Origin of the sequence: Actibacterium ureilyticum (genome assembly GCF_002285435.1) — a bacterium.
In the GTDB taxonomy this organism is placed as follows: Bacteria; Pseudomonadota; Alphaproteobacteria; order Rhodobacterales; family Rhodobacteraceae; genus Actibacterium_C; species Actibacterium_C ureilyticum.
On record NZ_NSBT01000020.1, the window covers coordinates 137,470 to 155,553 of the forward strand.

At 64.2% G+C, this 18,084-nt stretch carries 19 protein-coding genes; 7 read left to right on the top strand and 12 right to left on the bottom strand.

Annotated features, from left to right (window positions below; genetic code table 11):
• Positions 1–3 precede the first annotated feature (3 nt).
• Entirely contained in the window at positions 4–1,932 is a 1,929-nt protein-coding gene (gene dxs, locus CLM60_RS05345; protein WP_095588136.1) for a 1-deoxy-D-xylulose-5-phosphate synthase, read from the top strand.
• A gap of 59 nt (positions 1,933–1,991) precedes the next feature.
• On the opposite strand, the gene CLM60_RS05350 is transcribed toward dxs, so the two are convergent.
• Positions 1,992–2,840 (bottom strand): SDR family oxidoreductase, encoded by an 849-nt coding sequence (locus tag CLM60_RS05350; protein WP_095588137.1) that lies wholly within the window; start codon positions 2,838–2,840, stop codon positions 1,992–1,994.
• A gap of 122 nt (positions 2,841–2,962) precedes the next feature.
• Here CLM60_RS05350 and CLM60_RS05355 point away from each other — a divergent pair, with 122 nt between their 5' ends.
• The 5 genes from CLM60_RS05355 to CLM60_RS05375 all read left to right on the top strand — a co-directional run bounded on the left by CLM60_RS05355 (position 2,963) and on the right by CLM60_RS05375 (position 7,084).
• Complete coding sequence (locus CLM60_RS05355; protein WP_095588138.1) at positions 2,963–4,447, top strand: AMP nucleosidase; 1,485 nt, start codon at positions 2,963–2,965, stop codon at positions 4,445–4,447.
• 130 nt (positions 4,448–4,577) lie between these two features.
• The gene (locus CLM60_RS05360; RefSeq protein ID WP_036561392.1) at positions 4,578–4,865 is read left to right on the top strand and encodes an HU family DNA-binding protein; all 288 of its coding nucleotides are present in this window, start codon (positions 4,578–4,580) and stop codon (positions 4,863–4,865) included.
• A gap of 148 nt (positions 4,866–5,013) precedes the next feature.
• Positions 5,014–5,883 carry a DMT family transporter gene (locus CLM60_RS05365; RefSeq protein ID WP_095588139.1) on the top strand — a complete coding sequence of 290 codons (870 nt, stop codon included), beginning with the start codon at positions 5,014–5,016 and terminating at the stop codon, positions 5,881–5,883.
• A 68-nt stretch (positions 5,884–5,951) separates the two neighbouring features.
• Positions 5,952–6,665, top strand: a complete 714-nt coding sequence (locus CLM60_RS05370; protein WP_095588236.1) for a cytochrome c biogenesis CcdA family protein — start codon at positions 5,952–5,954, stop codon at positions 6,663–6,665.
• A gap of 17 nt (positions 6,666–6,682) precedes the next feature.
• Positions 6,683–7,084: a thioredoxin family protein gene (locus CLM60_RS05375; RefSeq protein WP_095588140.1), complete on the top strand. Its 402-nt coding sequence runs from the start codon at positions 6,683–6,685 to the stop codon at positions 7,082–7,084.
• On the opposite strand, the gene aroC is transcribed toward CLM60_RS05375, so the two are convergent.
• The 6 genes from aroC to petA form a co-directional block, all read right to left on the bottom strand.
• Entirely contained in the window at positions 7,081–8,181 is a 1,101-nt protein-coding gene (gene aroC / locus CLM60_RS05380; RefSeq protein ID WP_095588141.1) for a chorismate synthase, read from the bottom strand. The two genes, CLM60_RS05375 and aroC, sit on opposite strands and share 4 nt — an antisense overlap.
• 109 nt (positions 8,182–8,290) lie before the next feature.
• Positions 8,291–8,749 (bottom strand): c-type cytochrome, encoded by a 459-nt coding sequence (locus CLM60_RS05385; protein ID WP_095588142.1) that lies wholly within the window; start codon positions 8,747–8,749, stop codon positions 8,291–8,293.
• A 75-nt stretch (positions 8,750–8,824) separates the two neighbouring features.
• Positions 8,825–10,606 carry a SulP family inorganic anion transporter gene (locus tag CLM60_RS05390; RefSeq protein ID WP_425427205.1) on the bottom strand — a complete coding sequence of 594 codons (1,782 nt, stop codon included), beginning with the start codon at positions 10,604–10,606 and terminating at the stop codon, positions 8,825–8,827.
• Positions 10,607–10,707: 101 nt separating this feature from the next.
• Positions 10,708–11,502, bottom strand: coding sequence for a cytochrome c1 (locus tag CLM60_RS05395; RefSeq protein ID WP_176473799.1), 795 nt, complete (start codon positions 11,500–11,502; stop codon positions 10,708–10,710).
• A gap of 14 nt (positions 11,503–11,516) precedes the next feature.
• The gene (locus CLM60_RS05400) at positions 11,517–12,845 is read right to left on the bottom strand and encodes a cytochrome b (RefSeq protein ID WP_095588143.1); all 1,329 of its coding nucleotides are present in this window, start codon (positions 12,843–12,845) and stop codon (positions 11,517–11,519) included.
• A gap of 11 nt (positions 12,846–12,856) precedes the next feature.
• A complete protein-coding gene (gene petA, locus CLM60_RS05405) occupies positions 12,857–13,417 on the bottom strand; it encodes a ubiquinol-cytochrome c reductase iron-sulfur subunit (protein WP_095588144.1) in 561 nt (186 codons plus the stop codon).
• A gap of 290 nt (positions 13,418–13,707) precedes the next feature.
• Here petA and CLM60_RS05410 point away from each other — a divergent pair, with 290 nt between their 5' ends.
• Entirely contained in the window at positions 13,708–14,352 is a 645-nt protein-coding gene (locus CLM60_RS05410) for an outer membrane protein (RefSeq protein WP_095588145.1), read from the top strand.
• Here the strand turns inward: CLM60_RS05410 and CLM60_RS05415 are convergent, their stop codons facing one another.
• From CLM60_RS05415 to dapF, 5 genes are read right to left on the bottom strand one after another with little or no spacing between them, the layout of a single operon-like run.
• Positions 14,353–14,961, bottom strand: coding sequence for a glutathione S-transferase (locus CLM60_RS05415; RefSeq protein ID WP_095588146.1), 609 nt, complete (start codon positions 14,959–14,961; stop codon positions 14,353–14,355).
• Positions 14,958–15,239 carry a hypothetical protein gene (locus tag CLM60_RS05420; protein WP_095588147.1) on the bottom strand — a complete coding sequence of 94 codons (282 nt, stop codon included), beginning with the start codon at positions 15,237–15,239 and terminating at the stop codon, positions 14,958–14,960. The genes CLM60_RS05415 and CLM60_RS05420 overlap by 4 nt, the downstream gene beginning before the upstream one ends.
• A gap of 53 nt (positions 15,240–15,292) precedes the next feature.
• Positions 15,293–15,901 (bottom strand): FMN-binding negative transcriptional regulator, encoded by a 609-nt coding sequence (locus tag CLM60_RS05425; protein WP_095588148.1) that lies wholly within the window; start codon positions 15,899–15,901, stop codon positions 15,293–15,295.
• Between the two features lie 15 nt (positions 15,902–15,916).
• Positions 15,917–17,173 (bottom strand): tRNA (N(6)-L-threonylcarbamoyladenosine(37)-C(2))-methylthiotransferase MtaB, encoded by a 1,257-nt coding sequence (gene mtaB / locus CLM60_RS05430; RefSeq protein ID WP_095588149.1) that lies wholly within the window; start codon positions 17,171–17,173, stop codon positions 15,917–15,919.
• Positions 17,170–17,988, bottom strand: coding sequence for a diaminopimelate epimerase (gene dapF / locus CLM60_RS05435; RefSeq protein ID WP_095588150.1), 819 nt, complete (start codon positions 17,986–17,988; stop codon positions 17,170–17,172). Before dapF ends, mtaB begins: the two co-directional genes overlap by 4 nt.
• Positions 17,989–18,084 lie beyond the last annotated feature (96 nt).

An 18,084-nucleotide genomic window follows, 5' to 3' on the forward strand; every position in this document is an offset into this window, starting at 1 on the left:
AGGATGAGCGACAGACCCGATACCCCGCTGCTGGACCAGGTGAGTGTCCCGGCCGACCTGAAACGTCTGAGCGATGCGCAGCTGTCGCAGCTGGCCGACGAATTGCGGGCCGAGACGATCTCGGCGGTGTCCCAGACCGGCGGGCATCTGGGCGCGGGGCTGGGCGTGGTCGAGATGACCGTCGCGCTGCACGCGGTGTTCGATACACCCAAGGATCGGCTGATCTGGGATGTCAGCCACCAATGCTATCCGCACAAGATCCTGACCGGGCGGCGCGACCGCATCCGCACCCTGCGGCAAGAGGGTGGCCTGAGCGGGTTCACCAAACGCTCGGAATCCCCCTATGACCCGTTCGGTGCCGCGCACAGCTCGACCTCGATTTCCGCCGCGCTGGGCTTTGCCGTCGCGCGCGACCTGGGCGGCGCGCCCGCGCATGGGATCGGCGATGTGATCGCGGTGATCGGCGATGGCTCGATGTCCGCCGGCATGGCGTTCGAGGCGATGAACAACGCGGGCCATCTGGGCAAGCGGATGATCGTCATCCTGAACGATAACGAGATGTCCATCGCCCCGCCGGTGGGCGCGATGTCGTCCTATCTGTCGCGGCTCTATGCCGGCGCCCCGTTCCAGGAATTCAAGGCCGCCGCCAAGGGCGCGGTCAGCCTGCTGCCGCCGCCTTTCCAGGAGGGCGCCCGCCGCGCCAAGGACATGCTGAAACACATGACCGTTGGCGGCACCCTGTTCGAAGAGCTTGGCTTTTCCTATGTCGGCCCCATCGACGGGCATGACATGGACCAGCTTCTGTCGGTTCTGCGCACGGTGCGCGACCGCGCGACCGGGCCGATTCTGATCCACGCGATCACCAAAAAGGGCAAGGGCTACCACCACGCCGAAAGCCGCCCCGACAAGGGGCACGCCACGGCCAAGTTCGACGTGGTCACCGGCAAGCAGAAAAAGGCGCCGTCGAATGCGCCCAGCTATACCAAGGTCTTCGCGCAATCGCTGCTGAAACACGCGGCACAGGATGACAAGATCGTCGCGGTCACGGCGGCCATGCCCGATGGCACGGGGCTGGACCTGTTCGCCGAACGCTATCCCAGCCGGTGCTTTGACGTGGGCATCGCCGAACAGCATGGCGTGACCTTCTGCGCCGGGCTGGCGGCGGGCGGGATGAAACCGTTTTGCGCGATGTATTCAACGTTTCTGCAACGCGGCTACGATCAGGTGGTGCATGACGTGGCGATCCAGCGCCTGCCGGTGCGCTTCGCCATCGACCGCGCGGGGCTTGTCGGCGCCGATGGCGCGACCCATGCGGGCAGCTTCGATGTGGCCTATCTGGCCAACCTGCCTGGGTTCGTCGTGATGGCTGCGGCGGACGAGGCCGAGTTGGTCCACATGGTCGCCACCGCTGTGGCGCATGACGATGGCCCCATCGCCTTCCGCTATCCCCGGGGCGAAGGCGTGGGCGTCGAGATGCCCGAGATCGGCACGGTGCTGGAAATCGGCAAGGGTCGCATCATCCAGACGGGCGCGCGCGTCGCGCTCCTGTCGTTCGGTACCCGCCTGGCCGAGGTGCAAAAGGCGGCCGAGGGCCTGTCGGCGCGCGGCATCACCCCCACCATCGCCGACGCCCGCTTTGCCAAGCCGCTGGACCGCGACCTGATCCTGGACCTCGCCGCAAACCACGAGGCACTGATCACGATCGAAGAAGGCGCCGTGGGCGGTTTCGGCTCTCATGTGGCCCAGCTTCTGGCGGAAGAGGGCGTGTTCGATACCGGCCTCAAATACCGCTCGATGGTGCTGCCCGACATCTTCATTGATCAGGCCAGCCCGGAACAGATGTATGCCGTCGCAGGCATGAACGCGCCCGAGATCGAGGCCAAGGTGCTCGACGTTCTGGGCATCGGTCAGGTCGGGTCCCGGCGCGCCTGATCCCTTCTTCTTGGTGAAAATACTCTCGCCGAAGGCGCGCGGGCGCAGGCCGCGCCCCCTTAACGGTCCTCTGCCGCCAGCAGCGCCGCCAAGCCCGACCGATAGTCGGGATATTTCAACACCACGCCCAGCTCGTCCTTGATCCGGTCGTTCCGCACCTTCTTGCTTTCGGCATAGAAGCTGCGCGCCATCGGCGTCATCTCGGCCTGATCGAACGGGATCGCGGGCGGCACCGGCAGGCCCAGCAACTCGGCGGCATGGGCAATCACGTCCTGCGGCGGGGCGGGGTCGTCGTCACAGACATTATAGGCCGCGCCGGGATTGGGCCGGTTGATCGAGGCCAGCAGAACCTGCGCGATGTCGTCGACATGGGTGCGGCTGAACACCTGACCGGGCTTGATGATCCGCCGGGCGGTGCCGTTGCGCACCTTGGCAAAGGGCCCGCGCCCGGGGCCATAGATGCCGGCCAGCCGAAAGATATGCAGCGGCAGGCCCAGCTCGGCCCATTCGGCCTCGGCCTGAACGCGCGCGATGCCGCGTCTTGTGGCCGGTGTCAGGGGGCTGCTTTCATCCACCCAGTCGCCGCCATGATCGCCATAGACACCGGTGGTCGACAGATACCCAACCCATTTCAGGTGCCGCGCCCCGCGCAACACGTCGGCATAGTCGTTCAGCACCGCGTCGCCCGCCGGCCCCGGCGCGACCGAGGTCAGCAGATGCGTGGCCTGGGCGATCAGCGGGGTCAGGTCCGTGTCCGGCCAGATCACCGGCTCGACCCCTTCGGCCCTTAGCGCCTCGGCCTTTCCGGGATCGCGGGTGGTGCCGATCACCCGCCAGCCGGGCGGCAATATTCGGGTCAGGGCGCGGGCGCTGAACCCGTGGCCCAGCGAAAGCAGTGTCTGTGTCATGCGCAACTATTCGCGCGCCGGGCCACGGGGCGCAAGTGGCGGCGCGCAGGGCTTGCGCCCGTTGGCAAAAAGGTGACAAGTGTGCCCAGCGGCCGATCCCGCCCGCATGAAAGGAGGCGCGCATGACATATGATGGCTCCAGCCTGCCGATTGAAACCGCCGATGTGCCCCCGGCGCAGCCCTTTGCCGATGCTGATGCGGCGGTCGAGGCGCTGATGGATCATTATAGTCGGGCCACCGGGTTTCTGCGCGACCGCTTCGACGAAACGCTCGCCGGTGCCGAACGCCGCGCACGGTTTCGCGCCTTCTACCCCGAGGTGCGGATCACCACGACCAGCTTTGCCCATATCGACAGCCGGCTCAGCTTTGGCCATGTGGCCGAACCGGGCACCTATGCCACCACGATCACCCGGCCGGACCTGTTCCGGCACTATCTGCGCCAGCAGATCGGCCTGCTGATCGAAAACCACGGCGTGCCGGTCATCGTCGGGCCGTCGACCACGCCGATCCCGGTGCATTTCGCGGTGGCGGGGGATGACAGCGTGACCGTGCCGCAGGATGGGGTGCTCCAATTCCCGCTGCGCGACGTGTTCGATGTGCCGAACCTGTCGAACACCAATGACGAGATCGTCAATGGCTATGGTGTGACGTTCTCCGACGGGGCCGCGCCACTGGCCCCGTTCACGGCGCAGCGGATCGACTATTCGCTGGCGCGGCTGCAGCATTATACCGCCACGGCGGCCGAGCATTTTCAGAACCACGTTCTGTTCACCAACTATCAGTTCTATGTCGAGGAGTTCGAGGCCTATGCCCGCGCGGCCCTGAACGACCCCGAAAGCGGCTATACCGCGCTAGTGGGGCCCGGCAATGTCGAGATTACCGATCCGACCCTGCACCTGCCCGTGCCGTCCAAGATGCCGCAAATGCCGACCTATCACCTGAAACGCGCCGACGGGGGCGGGATCACGCTGGTGAATATCGGGGTGGGGCCGTCGAACGCCAAGACCGCGACCGACCACATCGCCGTGCTGCGCCCGCATGCCTGGCTGATGGTCGGCCACTGCGCGGGTTTGCGCAACACGCAAAGCCTGGGCGATTTCGTGCTGGCCCACGGCTATCTGCGCGAGGATCACGTGCTGGACGACGATCTGCCGGTCTGGGTGCCGATCCCGGCACTGGCCGAGATCCAGATCGCGCTGGAACAGGCGGTGGCCCAGATCACCGAGCTTCAGGGGTACGACCTGAAACGGATCATGCGCACAGGCACCGTTGCCACCATCGACAACCGCAACTGGGAACTGCGCGACCAGTCCGGCCCGGTCCAGCGGCTGAGCCAGTCCCGCGCCATCGCGCTGGACATGGAAAGCGCGACGATTGCGGCCAATGGTTTCCGGTTCCGGGTGCCCTATGGCACGCTGCTGTGTGTGTCCGACAAACCCCTGCATGGCGAGCTGAAACTGCCCGGAATGGCCACGGATTTCTATAAAACCCAGGTCGCGCGGCATCTGCTGATCGGGATTCGCGCCATGGAACATCTGCGCGAAATGCCGCTGGAACGCATCCACAGCCGGAAATTGCGGTCATTTGAAGAGACCGCCTTCCTTTGACGTTGGGTAAACTGGTGCAAAAATGCAGTAAAATAAGCCCAAAACACCCACTAATCGTTGTGTCCTGACCCAATATACAGTTAAATTGCGCAAATGAGCCCCAAAGAGGGCGCGTACGAGGAGACCATACATGGCAAAACCGATGACCAAAACCCAGCTCGTGACCGCCCTGGCGGAGGAAATGGGTGCGGACAAGAAAACCGCATCGGCCGCGCTTGACGCGATTACCGGTGTTATCACCAAAGAAGTTTCCGGCGGTGGTGCCGTGACCCTGCCGGGTGTCGGCAAGATCTATTGCCGCGAGCGCCCCGAGCGCATGGTGCGCAACCCTGCCACCGGCGAACAGATCAAGAAAGAGGCGGACAAGGTCGTGAAAATGACCATCGCCAAGGCGCTGAAAGACAGCGTCAACGGCTAAGGCCCAACGGCTTTGGCAGAGTTCAAGGGTCGCCTCGGCGACCCTTTTCTTTTGCGCGCGGTTCCCCGGGGCAAAAGCGGTGCTTGTCCTTGCCGGGTTTTCCCGCCATCGTCGCGGCCAATATCGGGCATTGAAAAAAGAGCGACTTATGGATTTCCGCGCAATCTTGATGGGGCTTGTGTTTGCGCTGATCTGGTCGTCGGCCTTCAGCTCGGCCCGGATTATCGTGGCGGACGCGCCGCCGCTTCTGGCATCCAGCCTGCGGTTCCTGATCTCGGGGACATTGGCGGTCGTGATGGCGCGGGTCATGGGGCAAAGCTGGCGGTTGTCGCGCCCGCAGCTGCGCGCGACGGTGATTTTCGGGATCTGCCAGAACGCGCTGTATCTGGGGCTGTTCTTTGTCGCGATGCAGACGATCGAGGCATCTTTGGCCGCCATCATCGCCTCGTCCATGCCGCTGCTGGTGGGGCTGTTCGGCTGGGCCTTCTTTGGCGAGCGTTTGCGGCCCCTTGGGGTTGTCGGCCTGTTCGCGGGGCTGGGCGGCGTGCTGTTGATCATGGGATCGCGGCTGAGCGGCGGGGTCGATCCCATGGGCGTGGGGCTGTGCCTGATCGGGGTGCTGGCGCTCAGCCTTGCGACGCTATCGGTGCGCGGGGCCAGTTCGGGCGGGAATGTCGAAATGGTCGTGGGGTTGCAAATGCTGGTGGGGGCGGCGTGCCTAGCCGTGGCGGGGCTGCTGCTGGAAACGCCCGACTTTACGCCCAGCTATACCCTGCTTGCGGCGTTTGCCTATACCACGCTGATCCCCGGCCTGTTGGCGACGCTGATCTGGTTCAACCTTGTGCGCCGGATCGGGGCGGTGCGGGCCGCGACTTTCCATTTCCTGAACCCGTTCTTCGGTGTCGCCATCGCGGCGGTGCTGCTGGGGGAACGGTTGCGGCCGCTGGACCTGTTGGGGGTCGCGGTCATCACCGTTGCGATCCTGATGGTGCAGCTGTCCAAGCAACCCGCGCGCTGACGGGGATGTGAGGGCGCGTCAGGCAAACGTCAGATGACATCACAAGCGGCGGCTTGCAGATTGATGGCATGGAATTGCTGTTTGGATATGCCGCCGGTTTGCTGACGCTGATCAACCCGTGTGTGCTGCCGATCCTGCCGATCGTGCTGGCCACCGCGTTGCAGGCCAGCCCGCTGGGGCCGGTTGCGGTTGCCGGGGGGATGAGCCTTGCCTTCGTGGCGTTGGGGCTGGGCGTATCGACGCTGGGCTATGCGCTGGGACTGGACGAGGCGGTCGTCGCCGATGCCGGTGCGGTGCTGATGCTGGTCTTCGGCGCGGTTCTGCTGGTGCCGCGATTCTCGCAGGTATTCGCGGGCGCGACGGCGGGGGTTTCGACCCGCGCCGATACCGCCATCGACGATATCGGACGGTCCGGGCTGCAGGGTCAGTTCCTGACGGGTCTGTTGCTGGGCGCGGTCTGGAGCCCCTGTATCGGCCCCACGCTGGGCGGTGCGATATCGCTGGCCAGCCAGGGCGAAAGCCTGGCCTGGGCCGGTGCGATCATGGTCAGTTTCGCATTGGGCGTGTCGACCATCATCCTGGCGCTGGGCTATGGCGCGCGGTCGGTTATCCAGCGGCGCCAGGCCATGATGCGTGCGCTGGCCGAAAAATCCCGCCCGATCATGGGCACCGTTTTCATCGCGGTCGGGCTGGGGATCCTGTTCCGGCTGCATCACCTGATCGAGGCCTGGGCCGTCGGCGCGCTGCCGGCTTGGCTGATCGATCTGTCCGTTTCCCTTTGAGCGTAAGGAGCCATCCCATGAATCGCCGTGATTTTCTGTTCGCAACCGCCGCCCTTCTGCCGTCCGCGGCGCTGGCCGGGGCCGATTACACGCCCGGTCTGGTCCAGTCGGAACTGGCCGCGGGCAAGACCGTGTTTCTGGATTTCAAGGCCGATTGGTGCACCACATGCGCCGCGCAGGAACGCGTCATCAAGGCGCTGAAGGCCGAAAACCCCGCCTATGAGCAGGCGATCAGCTTCATAAATGTCGATTGGGACAAATACGGCCGGTCGGACCTGTCCAAGGCGCTGAAGATCCCGCGCCGGTCGACGCTGGTCGTGCTGAAAGGCGATCAGGAGCTGGGCCGCATCGTTGCGGGCACCGGCAAGGATACGATCAAGGCGCTGATGGATACCGCGCTGGGCGCGGCCACCGCTTAACCGATCTGTCCGCGATTTTCGCCGACCTGACCACGGTGCAACAGCACGTGGTCCAGCAGAACACAGGCCATCATCGCCTCGCCCACCGGGACGGCACGGATGCCCACACAGGGGTCGTGCCGGCCCTTGGTCACGATCTCGGCCGGTTCGCCGGATTTGGTGATCGTCTTGCGTGGGGTCAGGATCGAGCTGGTGGGTTTCACCGCAAAGCGCACCACCACATCCTGCCCGGTGGAAATCCCGCCCAGGATACCGCCCGCATGGTTCGAGCTGTATTCAGGGCCATCCGGTCCCATCGAAATCTCGTCCGCATTGGCCTCGCCCGTCAGCATGGCGGCGGCCATCCCCTCGCCGATCTCGACGCCCTTGACGGCGTTGATGCTCATCATCGCGGCGGCCAGATCTGTGTCCAGCTTGCCATAGACCGGCGCGCCCAGCCCGGCGGGCAGGCCACGCGCCACAACCTCGATCATCGCGCCGACCGAACTGCCGGATTTTCGCAGCCCGTCCAGGTAATCGGCCCAGGTTTCGGCGGCTTGCGCATCCGGGGTCCAGAACGGGTTCTGGCCGATCTGGTCCCAGTCGAACCGCGTGCGGTCGATGCCGTGTTCGCCCATCTGCACCATGTAACCGGTGATCTGCAGATCGGGCAGCAGGCTGGCCAGCGCGGCGCGCGCCACGCCACCGGCAGCCACACGGGCCGCCGTTTCACGGGCCGATGACCGGCCTCCGCCGCGATAGTCGCGGATGCCGTATTTCTGCCAATAGGTGATGTCGGCATGGCCGGGGCGGAATTTCTCGGCAATGTCGCCGTAATCCTTGGATCGCTGGTCGGTGTTTTCGATCATCAGCTGGATCGGGGTGCCGGTCGACTGCCCCTGAAACACGCCAGACAGGATCTTGACTGCATCGGGTTCACGGCGCTGGGTCGTGAACTTGTTCTGGCCCGGTTTGCGCCGGTCCAGCCACACCTGCAGGTCGGCCGCATCCAGCGGCACGCCCGGGGGGCAGCCGTCCACCGTGGCGCCCAGGGCGGGCCCGTGGCTTTCGCCCCAGGTGGTGACGCGGAACAGGTGGCCGAAACTGTTGATGCTCATGCTGCGCTCCTTTGGGGCGGGGATACAGGGCGCGCCGCGCTGCTGCAAGCCCACACGGAAAGGGCCGCAGGTTTCCCCGCGGCCCGGCAATCCAGTGTCGGATCGTCGTTTATTTCAGGCTGGCCAGATAGGCGAAGACGTCTTTGGCGTCGTCTTCCTTCTTCAGCTTGAACGACATCTTCGACCGCGCGCCGCTGTCGCCGGTCACTTCGCGCAGCCAGCCGGTCGGGTCGGCGACATAGGCCACGAAGGCCTCTTCGTCCATCACCGTGCCCGCGGCCGCCAGGGCGGCGTCACCGAATTTGAAATCCTCGACCTCGCCGAACTTGCCGCCCGCGATGCCATAGAGGTTCGGGCCGGTCTTTGCCTTTTTCCCGGCCAGGGTTTCACCGGCTTCGTTCACGACAACGTGGCAGGACACGCATTTGCGGAAGACCTTTTCGCCCTTGGCGGCGTCACCGGTGGTGACGACCTCGGCCATCGCGCCTTCTTCGGCAGCGTGGCTTTCAGCGTTGGCGTGGGTCGCGCCAACAATGGCTAGGCATGCAATGGCCATCTTCAGGTTCATCATTTTCTCCTCAGTTCGAAAACCGTCATAGACGCGCGCAATCTAACAAGGCGCATCTGGCTTGTAAGTTGGCAATTAGGCGCATGCCGCGGTTTTTCCAGCTTCTTCCTTGACACGGGTCAGTTCGTTAACCGCCTGATATTGTGACAGGAAAACCTTGCCAGAGAGATTCTTGAGGAAATGCGTGCCGGCCAGACGGTCGGAAACCGGGCCCTTGACTTCGCTGAGATGCAGTTTCAGCCCCATATCGGACAGCCGGTGATCGATGGCCGACAGCGATTCCAGCGCCGAACTGTCGATGAAATTGACCGCCGAACATTGCAGGATGACATGTTTCAGATCGCAATCGCCCACGACGCGGTCATAGAGGTAGTCCTCCAGGTAGCGCGCATTGGCGAAATACAGGTTCTCGTCCACGCGGATGGTCAGGATGCGCGCATCGGTTTCGACCTTGTGGCGCAGGATATTGCGGAAATGCTCGGTGCCGGGCACCAGCCCGACCTCGGCGATATGGGGGCGCGAGGTGCGATAGAGGAACAGCACGATCGACAGGATCACCCCGGCCGACACGCCGGTTTCGACACCGAAGCCAAGGGTCAGCAGGATCGTCGCGGTGACGGCGGCGAAGTCGGCCTTGGAGTATTCCCAGGTGTGCCGCAGGATCGAGAAGTCGACCAGGCTCAGCACCGCGACGATGATGGTCGCGGCCAGGGTCGCCTTGGGCAGGAAGAACAGCAGCGGCGTCAGCGCAAGCGCGGCTAGCGTGATGCCCACGGCGGTAAACGCGCCGGCGGCGGGGGTTTCCGCGCCCGCGTCGAAATTCACCACCGACCGCGAAAAGCCGCCCGTGACCGGATAGCCGCCGCTGAACGACGCCGCGATGTTCGACGCGCCAAGACCGTAAAGTTCCTGGTCGGGAACGATGCGCTGGCGTTTCTTGGCGGCAAAGGTCTGCGCGACCGACACGGATTCGACGAAGCCGATGATCGAGATCAGCACCGCCGACCCCATCAGGCTGGTCCAGATATCCAGGTCGAAGGACGGCACGGTCAGCGGCGGCAGGCCTTGTGGGATCTCGCCCACGATGGCGACGCCACGCTCCGCCAGGCCCAGACCCCAGGTCAGGGTCGTGGTGACGACGATGGCCGCGACCGGACCGGCCTTGGTCAGGATATCGGCGGCGCGCTTGGGAATACCGATGTGCAGCAGCAGGGGCTTCAGCCCCTTGCGCGCCCAGAACAGGAACGCGATGGCCCCGGCCCCGATCGCGGCGGTCCAGATGCTGGTTTGTCCGATGTTCTCCCACAAAGCGGCCAGCATCTCGATCAGGGTGTGGCCCTGAAGCGGGATGCCCAGAATGTGTTTCATCTGGCTGGTGGCGATCAGGATGCCGCTGGCGGTGATGAAGCCCGCGATGACCGGATGGCTCAGGAAATTGGCCAGAAACCCCAGCCGGAACAGCCCCATCGCGATCAGGACAACGCCCGACATGAAGGCCAGCGCAATCGCGGCCGTGGCGTATTCGGCGGTGCCGGGCAGGGCCAGGTTGCCGATGGCGGCGCCGGTCATCAGCGACACCACCGCGACCGGCCCCACGGCCAGCGCGCGCGAGGTGCCGAACAGCGCATAAGCCACCAGCGGCAGGATCGACGCGTAAAGCCCCATCTCGGGCGGCAGGCCCGCAAGCAGGGCATAGGCCAGCGATTGCGGGATCAGCATGATCGTGACGATGACCGCGGCGATCAGGTCGCTGGTCAGTGTTTCGCGGTCATAGGCCCGGCCCCATTGCAGGATCGGCATATGACGTTCGGCCAGTTTGCGAAGTGTGGTTTTCAAGGCGGGCGCCTTCATATTCATAAACGCATATATGAGTAATGCCTTTTCCCGGCGATCTCAAGGTCCGGGCAAAAGAAAACGCGCCCCGAAGGGCGCGTTTCCAATCATGCGTTATGCCGGGCTCAGGCCTTTTTGGCGCCGCCCTTGATCGGCTTCCAGATCTTCTTGTTGGTCAGGTACAGCAGCACCGACACCAGGATCAGGAACAGCACGCCGGTCAGACCGGCCTGTTTGCGGGCCATCATCTTGGGTTCCGCCGCCCACATCAGGAAGGCCGAAACGTCCTCGGCCTCGTGGTGCAGGTCGTTGGCGTGGCCGTCGTCGAATTCGACATCCTCACCGGCCAGCGGCGGCGCCATCGCGATCCAACCGCCGGGGAAGGCGGTGTTCTCATAGAAGATGGTGCCGGCCTGTTCCTTTTCCTCGCCGGTATAGCTGGTCAGCAGCGACGCGATATATTCCGCGCCGCCCATGCCCTTGACGATCTGGTTGATGCCCAGACCGGCGGGGCCGTGGAAGCCCGCGCGTGCCTTGGCCATCAGCGACAGGTCGGGCGCGTTTTCCAGGCTGGACTGGCCGAACTTGTCGGCCGTGGTCGCGGTGCGGAAATCGTCGATCTGCGCGTCATAGACCTCGAACTGGGCGGCATAGGCCTTGACCTGCTCTTCGGGCAGGTGCGGGCCGCCTTCGTCGCCCAGGTTGCGATACGAGACATAGCGCAGACCGTGGCAGGCCGAGCAGACCTCGGTATAGACTTTCAGGCCGCGTTGCAGCTGGTTCTGGTCGAACTTGCCGAACGGCCCCTCGAAGCTGAACGAGAAGTCTTCGATATGCTGCTCTTCGCCACCGGCAGCCAAAGCTGCGCCCGAGGCAAGGCTCAGCGCCACAAGCGCGGAGGTTGCGATCTTCTTGATCATTGGTCTTTTCCCTCTCACTCGGCCGGCGTGGCGTCGGCCGCCTTGCCATAGTGGTCGTTGAAGTCGTCTTCGATGGTGGCCACCGGGGTTTCCGGTTTTTCCAGCACGCCCAGAAGCGGCAGGATCACCAGGAAATACGCGAACCAGTAGGTCGCCCCGATCAGCGAGATCGTCGAATAGGGCGGCTCGGCCGGCATCGCGCCACACCACATCAGCACCATGAAGTCGATCAGCAGCAGGCGGAACCACCACTTGAACATCGGGCGATAGCGGCCCGACCGGACCGAGCTGGTGTCCAGCCACGGCGCCAGCGCCATGACGGCGATCGCGCCGAACATGGCCAGAACGCCGAAGAACTTCGCGTCGATGATGCCACCGGTGATGAAGCTGGCGAACTGCACCGCCCATACATCGGCGGTAAAGGCGCGCAGGATCGCGTAGAACGGCAGGAAGTACCATTCCGGCACGATGTGGGCCGGGGTCGCCAGGGCGGTCGCCTCGACATAGTTGTCGGGGTGGCCCAGATAGTTCGGCATGAAGCCCACGATTGCGAAGAACACCACCAGCACGACGGCCAGCGCGTAAAGGTCCTTGATCACGAAATAGGGCCAGAACGGCAGGGTGTCCTTGTCGGCCTCGGCCTTGGAGCCGCGCCGCACCTCGACCCCGGTGGGGTTGTTGTTGCCGGTGTGGTGGAAGGCCCAGACATGCACGATGACCAGCCCGGCAATGATAAAGGGCAGCAGATAGTGCAGGCTGAAGAACCGGTTCAGCGCGGGCTGGCCCACGGCGCCGGCACCCAGAAGCCAGGTCTGGATCGCCTCGCCCACGAAGGGGATGGCGCCGAACAGGCCGGTGATCACGGCGGTACCGTGGAACGACATCTGACCCCAAGGCAGAACATAGCCCATGAAGGCCGTGCCCATCATCGCCAGATAGATCAGCATGCCGATGATCCATGTGATCTCGCGCGGGGCCTTATAGGAGCCATAGAACAGGCCGCGGAAGATGTGCAGGTAAACGGCAACGAAGAACAGCGAGGCGCCGTTCATGTGGACATAGCGGATCATATGGCCCGCGTTCACATCCCGCATGATGTGTTCGATCGACGCAAAGGCCATGTCGACATGCGGTGTATAGTGCATCACCAGAACGATGCCGGTAACGATTTGAAGAACCAGGCAGAACACCAGGACAATGCCCCAGATCCACATCCAGTTCAGGTTCTTCGGCGTGGGGATCATCAATGTGTCATACAGCAAGCCGACAATCGGCAGCCGTGAGTGAACCCACTTTTCGGCGCCCGACTTGGGCTCGTAATGGTCGTGAGGAATTCCGGACATGCGCGCGCCCCTTACCCGAGTTGAATTGTTGTTTCGTCGGTGAACTGTGCCAGCGGAACCGGCAGGTTCTCGGGCGCGGGGCCCTTGCGGATGCGGCCCGACGTATCATAGTGCGACCCGTGGCAGGGGCAGAACCAGCCGTGGAAATCGCCCGCGCCATCGCCCAGGGGCACACAGCCCAGGTGGGTGCAGACGCCCATCATCACCAGCCATTCACCGGTTTCGTCCAGCGCGCGGTTTTCATCCGCGGCGTCGACCTCGCCCAGGTTCTCGTTCCGGGCGACCGGATCGATCAGTTCGTCCATCGTGACTTCGCGGGCCTCGGCGATCTCTTCCTCGGTGCGCCGGCGAATGAACACGGGCTTACCCTGGAACATGACGGTCAGCTGCGTACCAACGGCGACATCGGCCACATCGACCTCGATCGAGGACAGGGCCAGAACGTCTGCGCTGGGGTTCATCTGGTTGACCAGCGGCCAGACAGCGGCGCCCGCGGTCACGGCACCCGCACCGGCGGTCGCATAATATAGAAAATCGCGGCGTGTACCTTCGTGATCATCTGCGTGGGACACGAGAAGTCTCCTTTCCCGGGCCAACCGGTGGCCCCAATAAGTTTCAGGCCGCTTATAAGCAGCCCCACGCGCGCGTAAATAGCGGTGTTCCCGCGCAGGGTCCAGCGGACATTCCACCGCATCCCGCCGGTGTTGTTGAAACGCACGCCCCGGCACCCTATCTGTAAGCATTGGCCAAAAAGTCACAAGGGCTTGATCACGGCCGCAAGGGCCGATGCCCTTCTTTTACCTGTCTTTAATTCGTATTATGCATACGTCGAAAGACTCAAGGCACCTGATCGGAGATCGCGATGAAACGCCTGCTTGCCCCCGTCCTTGCGCTATTGGTGATGGCGATGCCCGCCGCCGCCGAGTGGGAGGTGAGCCTGTATACCGGTTTCCAGTCGGCCCCGCACAGCGACGTGTCGGGCGATGCCAACGGGTCGGATTTCGATTTCAACGCCGGGTGGGACGGCAAACCGTTCGAGGCGCCGCCCTATTACGGGTTCCGCGCCACATGGTGGCAGTCCGAGCATCTGGGTTATGCGCTCGATTTCAACCACGCCAAGGTCTATGCCGATGGCGATACGCGCCGTGAAAACGGGTTCGACCGGCTGGAATTCACCGATGGCTTGAACATCATCACGATGAATGTCTTCTATCGCTGGCCCAAGGCGGTGAAGCGTTTCACCCCCTATGTCGGGGCGGGTCTGGGCGTGGCGATTCCGCATGTGGATGTGGAAATCGGCAACAGCCGGACATTCGAATATCAGTTCACCGGCCCCGCCGCGCAGCTTGTCGCCGGTGCCAGCTATGATCTGAACGACCGCTGGGCGGTGTTCGGTGAATACAAGGGCACCTATTCCCAGAACGAGGCCGACCTGGATGGCGGCGGAACGCTGGAAACCGACATCATCACCAATGCGCTGAATATCGGCCTGACGTTCAAGTTCTGATCACGCCGCGGGCGGCACTGTCGCCTGCATCGATTCGCGCGCGGCAAATGTCGCGTGCCAGCGGGCCAGCGCGTCCTGACCCTGACGCCAGTTGCGCGCGTCATGCCGGAAATCGAGATACGAGAGCGCGCAGCCCAGGGCGATCTGACCCATATCCAGCGGCCCTGATAGATGGCTGATCCAGCGTTGCGAAATCGCCTCGACCGCCCGGGATACCTTGGCCCACTGCCCGTCGACCCATTCGGGCATCTGCTTGTCCTCGGGGCGCAATCGCGCCTCATAGGTCATCAGGACGGCGGCATCCATGATCCCGTCGGCCGTTGCCTCGATCGTCAGCACGTCCCACAGGCGCGATGACGGGTAAAGCCCGGCGCCGGCGCGGTCGTCCAGAAACCGGCAAATCACCCGGCTGTCATAGATCGCCGGCCCATCGTCACGCACCAGCGCGGGCACCTTGCCCAGCGGGTTATGCGCAACGGCGTCGGCGGACGGCGCAAGCGGCGTTGCCGCAATCGGGGTCAGTTCGACATCGCCGATCTGGCCGGTTTCGTGCAGTGCGACCATCACCTTGCGGACAAAGGGCGATGTGGGCGAATGGAACAGCTTCATCCGGTGCGCCTGATGCGGATGCGACCAAGGGCGGTTGCGTCGACCTCGAACCCCGGGCCGGTGGGGCCAACCCGGAACACCCGGCGAAATCGGGCGGTGGCGTTTGCCTGATCGTCGCCCTGGCGCAGGGTCACGCCCTCGGGCGTGTCGTCCAGCGCATCCTCGGCGCGTTGATCGCGAAAACCCTGATCGATCTTGCGGGTGACCGCATAGCTGGCCAGCGCCACGGCGCCATAGCGCAGCGCGAAACCGGCAATCGGGGCAAGGGGCAGGGGCATGGCGTCCTCCGTTCGTTGGCGAAAGCCTATGGCACGATTCGCGCCCTGTCCAATCAAACCCGGCGCATCAGGTCGGCCAGCGCCGTTGCCCCAATCGACAGATCGCTTTCGTCAATCTGGTCGGCAGCGGCCAGACGCACCGCGTCATCCTTGTTCTGGTTCAGTTTCCACGTGCCATCGACCGCCGTGACCAGCATCCGGCAGGGGATAATGGTCCGCATCATCCGGTCCAGAATCTCGGGCGTCATCTTGGCGGTGGTCCAGGGCGGTTTCGGCGCCAGGCGATCCTCGAACAGCACCGATTGCCGGTCCAGAAGGTCGCGCAGCTCGCCAGCCGGGCGGGTTTCCAGCGTACCGCGCAGATGCACCGCGACATAGTTCCAGGTCGGTACCTGATCCTCGACCCCGTACCAATCGGGCGACACATAGCCATCCGGCCCCGAAACGGCCATCACGACCGGCCCCGGCAGCAGCTTGAGCAGCGGATTGGAGCGCACCAGATGCAGCTCCAGCGCCGCGCCGTCTTCGGACAACAGGAACGGCACATGCGCCAGAATCGGTCCGTCGGCCGCATTGGCGCACAGCGTGCCGAACCCGCGCTTGCGCGCGAATTCCAGGTTTGCGTCGCGGGGCGTCCCGCGAAAGGCCGGGTTCGGATGCATCGGGGCGGTTTCCTGTCAGGCGGCGGTCAGTTGGGTGCCATTTGAACCGGTAATGCGCGCGGTGACAATCGCGCCTTCGGGCTGATCGCTGTCGAACGCAACTTCGGTGAATTGCTCGGTCCGGCCCATGCGGGGATTTTCCAGCAGCACCTGATGCGATTTGCCGACCTGCGCCGCCAGATGCCGGGTGACCTGTGCCGCCCCCGCCGCACGCAGCCGCGCCGCGCGGTCCTTTATCGCGCGCCCATCGACCTGCGGCATCCGGGCGGCGGGCGTGCCGGGCCGGGGGCTGTAAGGAAAGACATGCAGCCAGGTCAGGTCGCATTCGGTGACCAGTTTCAGCGCGTTTTCGAACATCGCCTCGGTCTCGGTCGGGAAACCGGCGATGATATCGGCGCCGAACGTGATGTCGGGGCGCAGCGCGCGGGCCTCTTGCGCAAAGCGGATCGCGTCGTCGCGCAGATGCCGCCGCTTCATCCGTTTCAGGATCAGGTCGTCGCCATGCTGCAGCGACAGATGCAGATGCGGCATCAGCCGCGGTTCGCTGGCGATGGCCAGCATCAGGTTCTCGTCCACCTCGATCGAATCGATCGAGCTGATGCGCAAACGCGGCAGGTCGGGCACCAGCTTCAGGATCCGCATCACCAGATCGCCCAGCTTCGGCGCGGCGGGCAGATCGGCCCCCCAGGATGTCAGATCGACCCCGGTCAGCACGACCTCGTTATAGCCGCGATCCACCAGCCGCTTGATCTGTTCGACCACCACCCCGGCGGGAACCGACCGCGAGTTGCCCCGGCCATAGGGGATGATGCAGAAGGTACAGCGGTGATCGCAGCCATTCTGCACCTGGACATAGGCGCGCGAGCGCGTCCCGAACCCATCGATCAGGTGCCCGGCGGTTTCGGTGACCGACATGATGTCGTCTACGGCGACCTTTTCCGTCTCGCCGATCAGGTCGGGCACCATGCTGGCCCAGGTCTGGGGCTGCATCTTTTCGGTATTGCCGATGACGCGCGTGACCTCGGGCATCCCGGCAAAGGTCTCCGGCTCGGTCTGGGCAGCGCAGCCGGTGACGATCAGCGGCGCATCGGGGTTTTCACGGCGCAGGCGGCGAATCTCCTGCTTGGCCTTGCGTACGGCCTCGGACGTCACGGCGCAGGTGTTCACCACCAGCGCATCGCGCAGCCCGGCCTGTGCGGCCAGTTCCTTCATCGCCTCGGTCTCATAGGCGTTCAGGCGGCAACCAAGGGTGCTGAACTTGGGCGCGCTCATCTGAGCCTCCAGTGTCCGTCGGCGACATGCGCGGTCGGCCCGGTCATCCAGACGCCATCTTCGGCCCAGTCGATCCAGATCGTGCCGCCGTCCAGCTCGATCGTGACCTTGCGCCCGGTCAGCCCCCGCCGCGCGGCGGCAACGGCCACCGCACAGGAAGACGAGCCCGAGGCCAGCGTGACGCCCACCCCACGCTCCCACACCCGCATCCGCAAGTGATCCGGCCCGATCAGGTGGGCCACCTGCACATTGGTACGCTGGGGGTAAAGCGGGTGATGCTCATGCGTGGCGCCAAAGGTTGCCAGATCGACCGCCTCGGCATCGTCGACAAAGAAGCTGCAATGCGGGTTGCCCATGCCAGTGGCCGTGGGGGCGCCGTCAATCGGCAGTTCCAACGTTTCCATCTCATGCGCCAGCGGAATCTCCTGCCATTCCAGCTGCGGCTTGCCCATGTTCACCGATGTCAGCCCGTTGCCCGCATCGCGCGCAAACAGCACCCCGCGTTCGGTTTTTAACGTCAGGTGAGCGTCGCCGGATTCCTCCATCAGGAACCGCGCGATACAGCGGGTGGCATTTCCGCACGCGGCCGAGGTCGAGCCGTCGGCGTTATAAAACACCAGCTCGGCGTTGGTGAAATGACCCGGCCGGATCACCGCCAACTGGTCAAACCCGATCCCCCGATGCCGGTCGGCAATGGCCACGACGATATCTTCGGTCAGGCCGCTTGGGCCCTGCCGTTCGTCAATCACCACAAAGTCGTTGCCAAGCCCATGCATCTTCATGAAGGGCAGGCGATCTGATCGCGTTTCCTGCATGCGGGGGCATATAAAGTGTGGCGCAAAAATATTCCAGAGAATGTGTGATTTCCGGGTTGACCCCACCCGCCCGTCTTTCTAGATAGGCCGCCTAGT

Excerpts from the sequence above, each read along its gene's own strand:
- dxs (WP_095588136.1), top strand. The coding sequence starts at position 4 with ATGAGCGACAGACCCGATACCCCGCTGCTGGACCAGGTGAGTGTCCCG.
- CLM60_RS05350 (WP_095588137.1), bottom strand. The coding sequence starts at position 2,840 with ATGACACAGACACTGCTTTCGCTGGGCCACGGGTTCAGCGCCCGCGCC.
- CLM60_RS05355 (WP_095588138.1), top strand. The coding sequence starts at position 2,963 with ATGACATATGATGGCTCCAGCCTGCCGATTGAAACCGCCGATGTGCCC.
- CLM60_RS05360 (WP_036561392.1), top strand. The coding sequence starts at position 4,578 with ATGGCAAAACCGATGACCAAAACCCAGCTCGTGACCGCCCTGGCGGAG.
- CLM60_RS05365 (WP_095588139.1), top strand. The coding sequence starts at position 5,014 with ATGGATTTCCGCGCAATCTTGATGGGGCTTGTGTTTGCGCTGATCTGG.
- CLM60_RS05370 (WP_095588236.1), top strand. The coding sequence starts at position 5,952 with ATGGAATTGCTGTTTGGATATGCCGCCGGTTTGCTGACGCTGATCAAC.
- CLM60_RS05375 (WP_095588140.1), top strand. The coding sequence starts at position 6,683 with ATGAATCGCCGTGATTTTCTGTTCGCAACCGCCGCCCTTCTGCCGTCC.
- aroC (WP_095588141.1), bottom strand. The coding sequence starts at position 8,181 with ATGAGCATCAACAGTTTCGGCCACCTGTTCCGCGTCACCACCTGGGGC.
- CLM60_RS05385 (WP_095588142.1), bottom strand. The coding sequence starts at position 8,749 with ATGAACCTGAAGATGGCCATTGCATGCCTAGCCATTGTTGGCGCGACC.
- CLM60_RS05390 (WP_425427205.1), bottom strand. The coding sequence starts at position 10,606 with ATGAATATGAAGGCGCCCGCCTTGAAAACCACACTTCGCAAACTGGCC.
- CLM60_RS05395 (WP_176473799.1), bottom strand. The coding sequence starts at position 11,502 with ATGATCAAGAAGATCGCAACCTCCGCGCTTGTGGCGCTGAGCCTTGCC.
- CLM60_RS05400 (WP_095588143.1), bottom strand. The coding sequence starts at position 12,845 with ATGTCCGGAATTCCTCACGACCATTACGAGCCCAAGTCGGGCGCCGAA.
- CLM60_RS05410 (WP_095588145.1), top strand. The coding sequence starts at position 13,708 with ATGAAACGCCTGCTTGCCCCCGTCCTTGCGCTATTGGTGATGGCGATG.
- CLM60_RS05415 (WP_095588146.1), bottom strand. The coding sequence starts at position 14,961 with ATGAAGCTGTTCCATTCGCCCACATCGCCCTTTGTCCGCAAGGTGATG.
- CLM60_RS05420 (WP_095588147.1), bottom strand. The coding sequence starts at position 15,239 with ATGCCCCTGCCCCTTGCCCCGATTGCCGGTTTCGCGCTGCGCTATGGC.
- CLM60_RS05425 (WP_095588148.1), bottom strand. The coding sequence starts at position 15,901 with ATGCATCCGAACCCGGCCTTTCGCGGGACGCCCCGCGACGCAAACCTG.
- mtaB (WP_095588149.1), bottom strand. The coding sequence starts at position 17,173 with ATGAGCGCGCCCAAGTTCAGCACCCTTGGTTGCCGCCTGAACGCCTAT.
- dapF (WP_095588150.1), bottom strand. The coding sequence starts at position 17,988 with ATGCAGGAAACGCGATCAGATCGCCTGCCCTTCATGAAGATGCATGGG.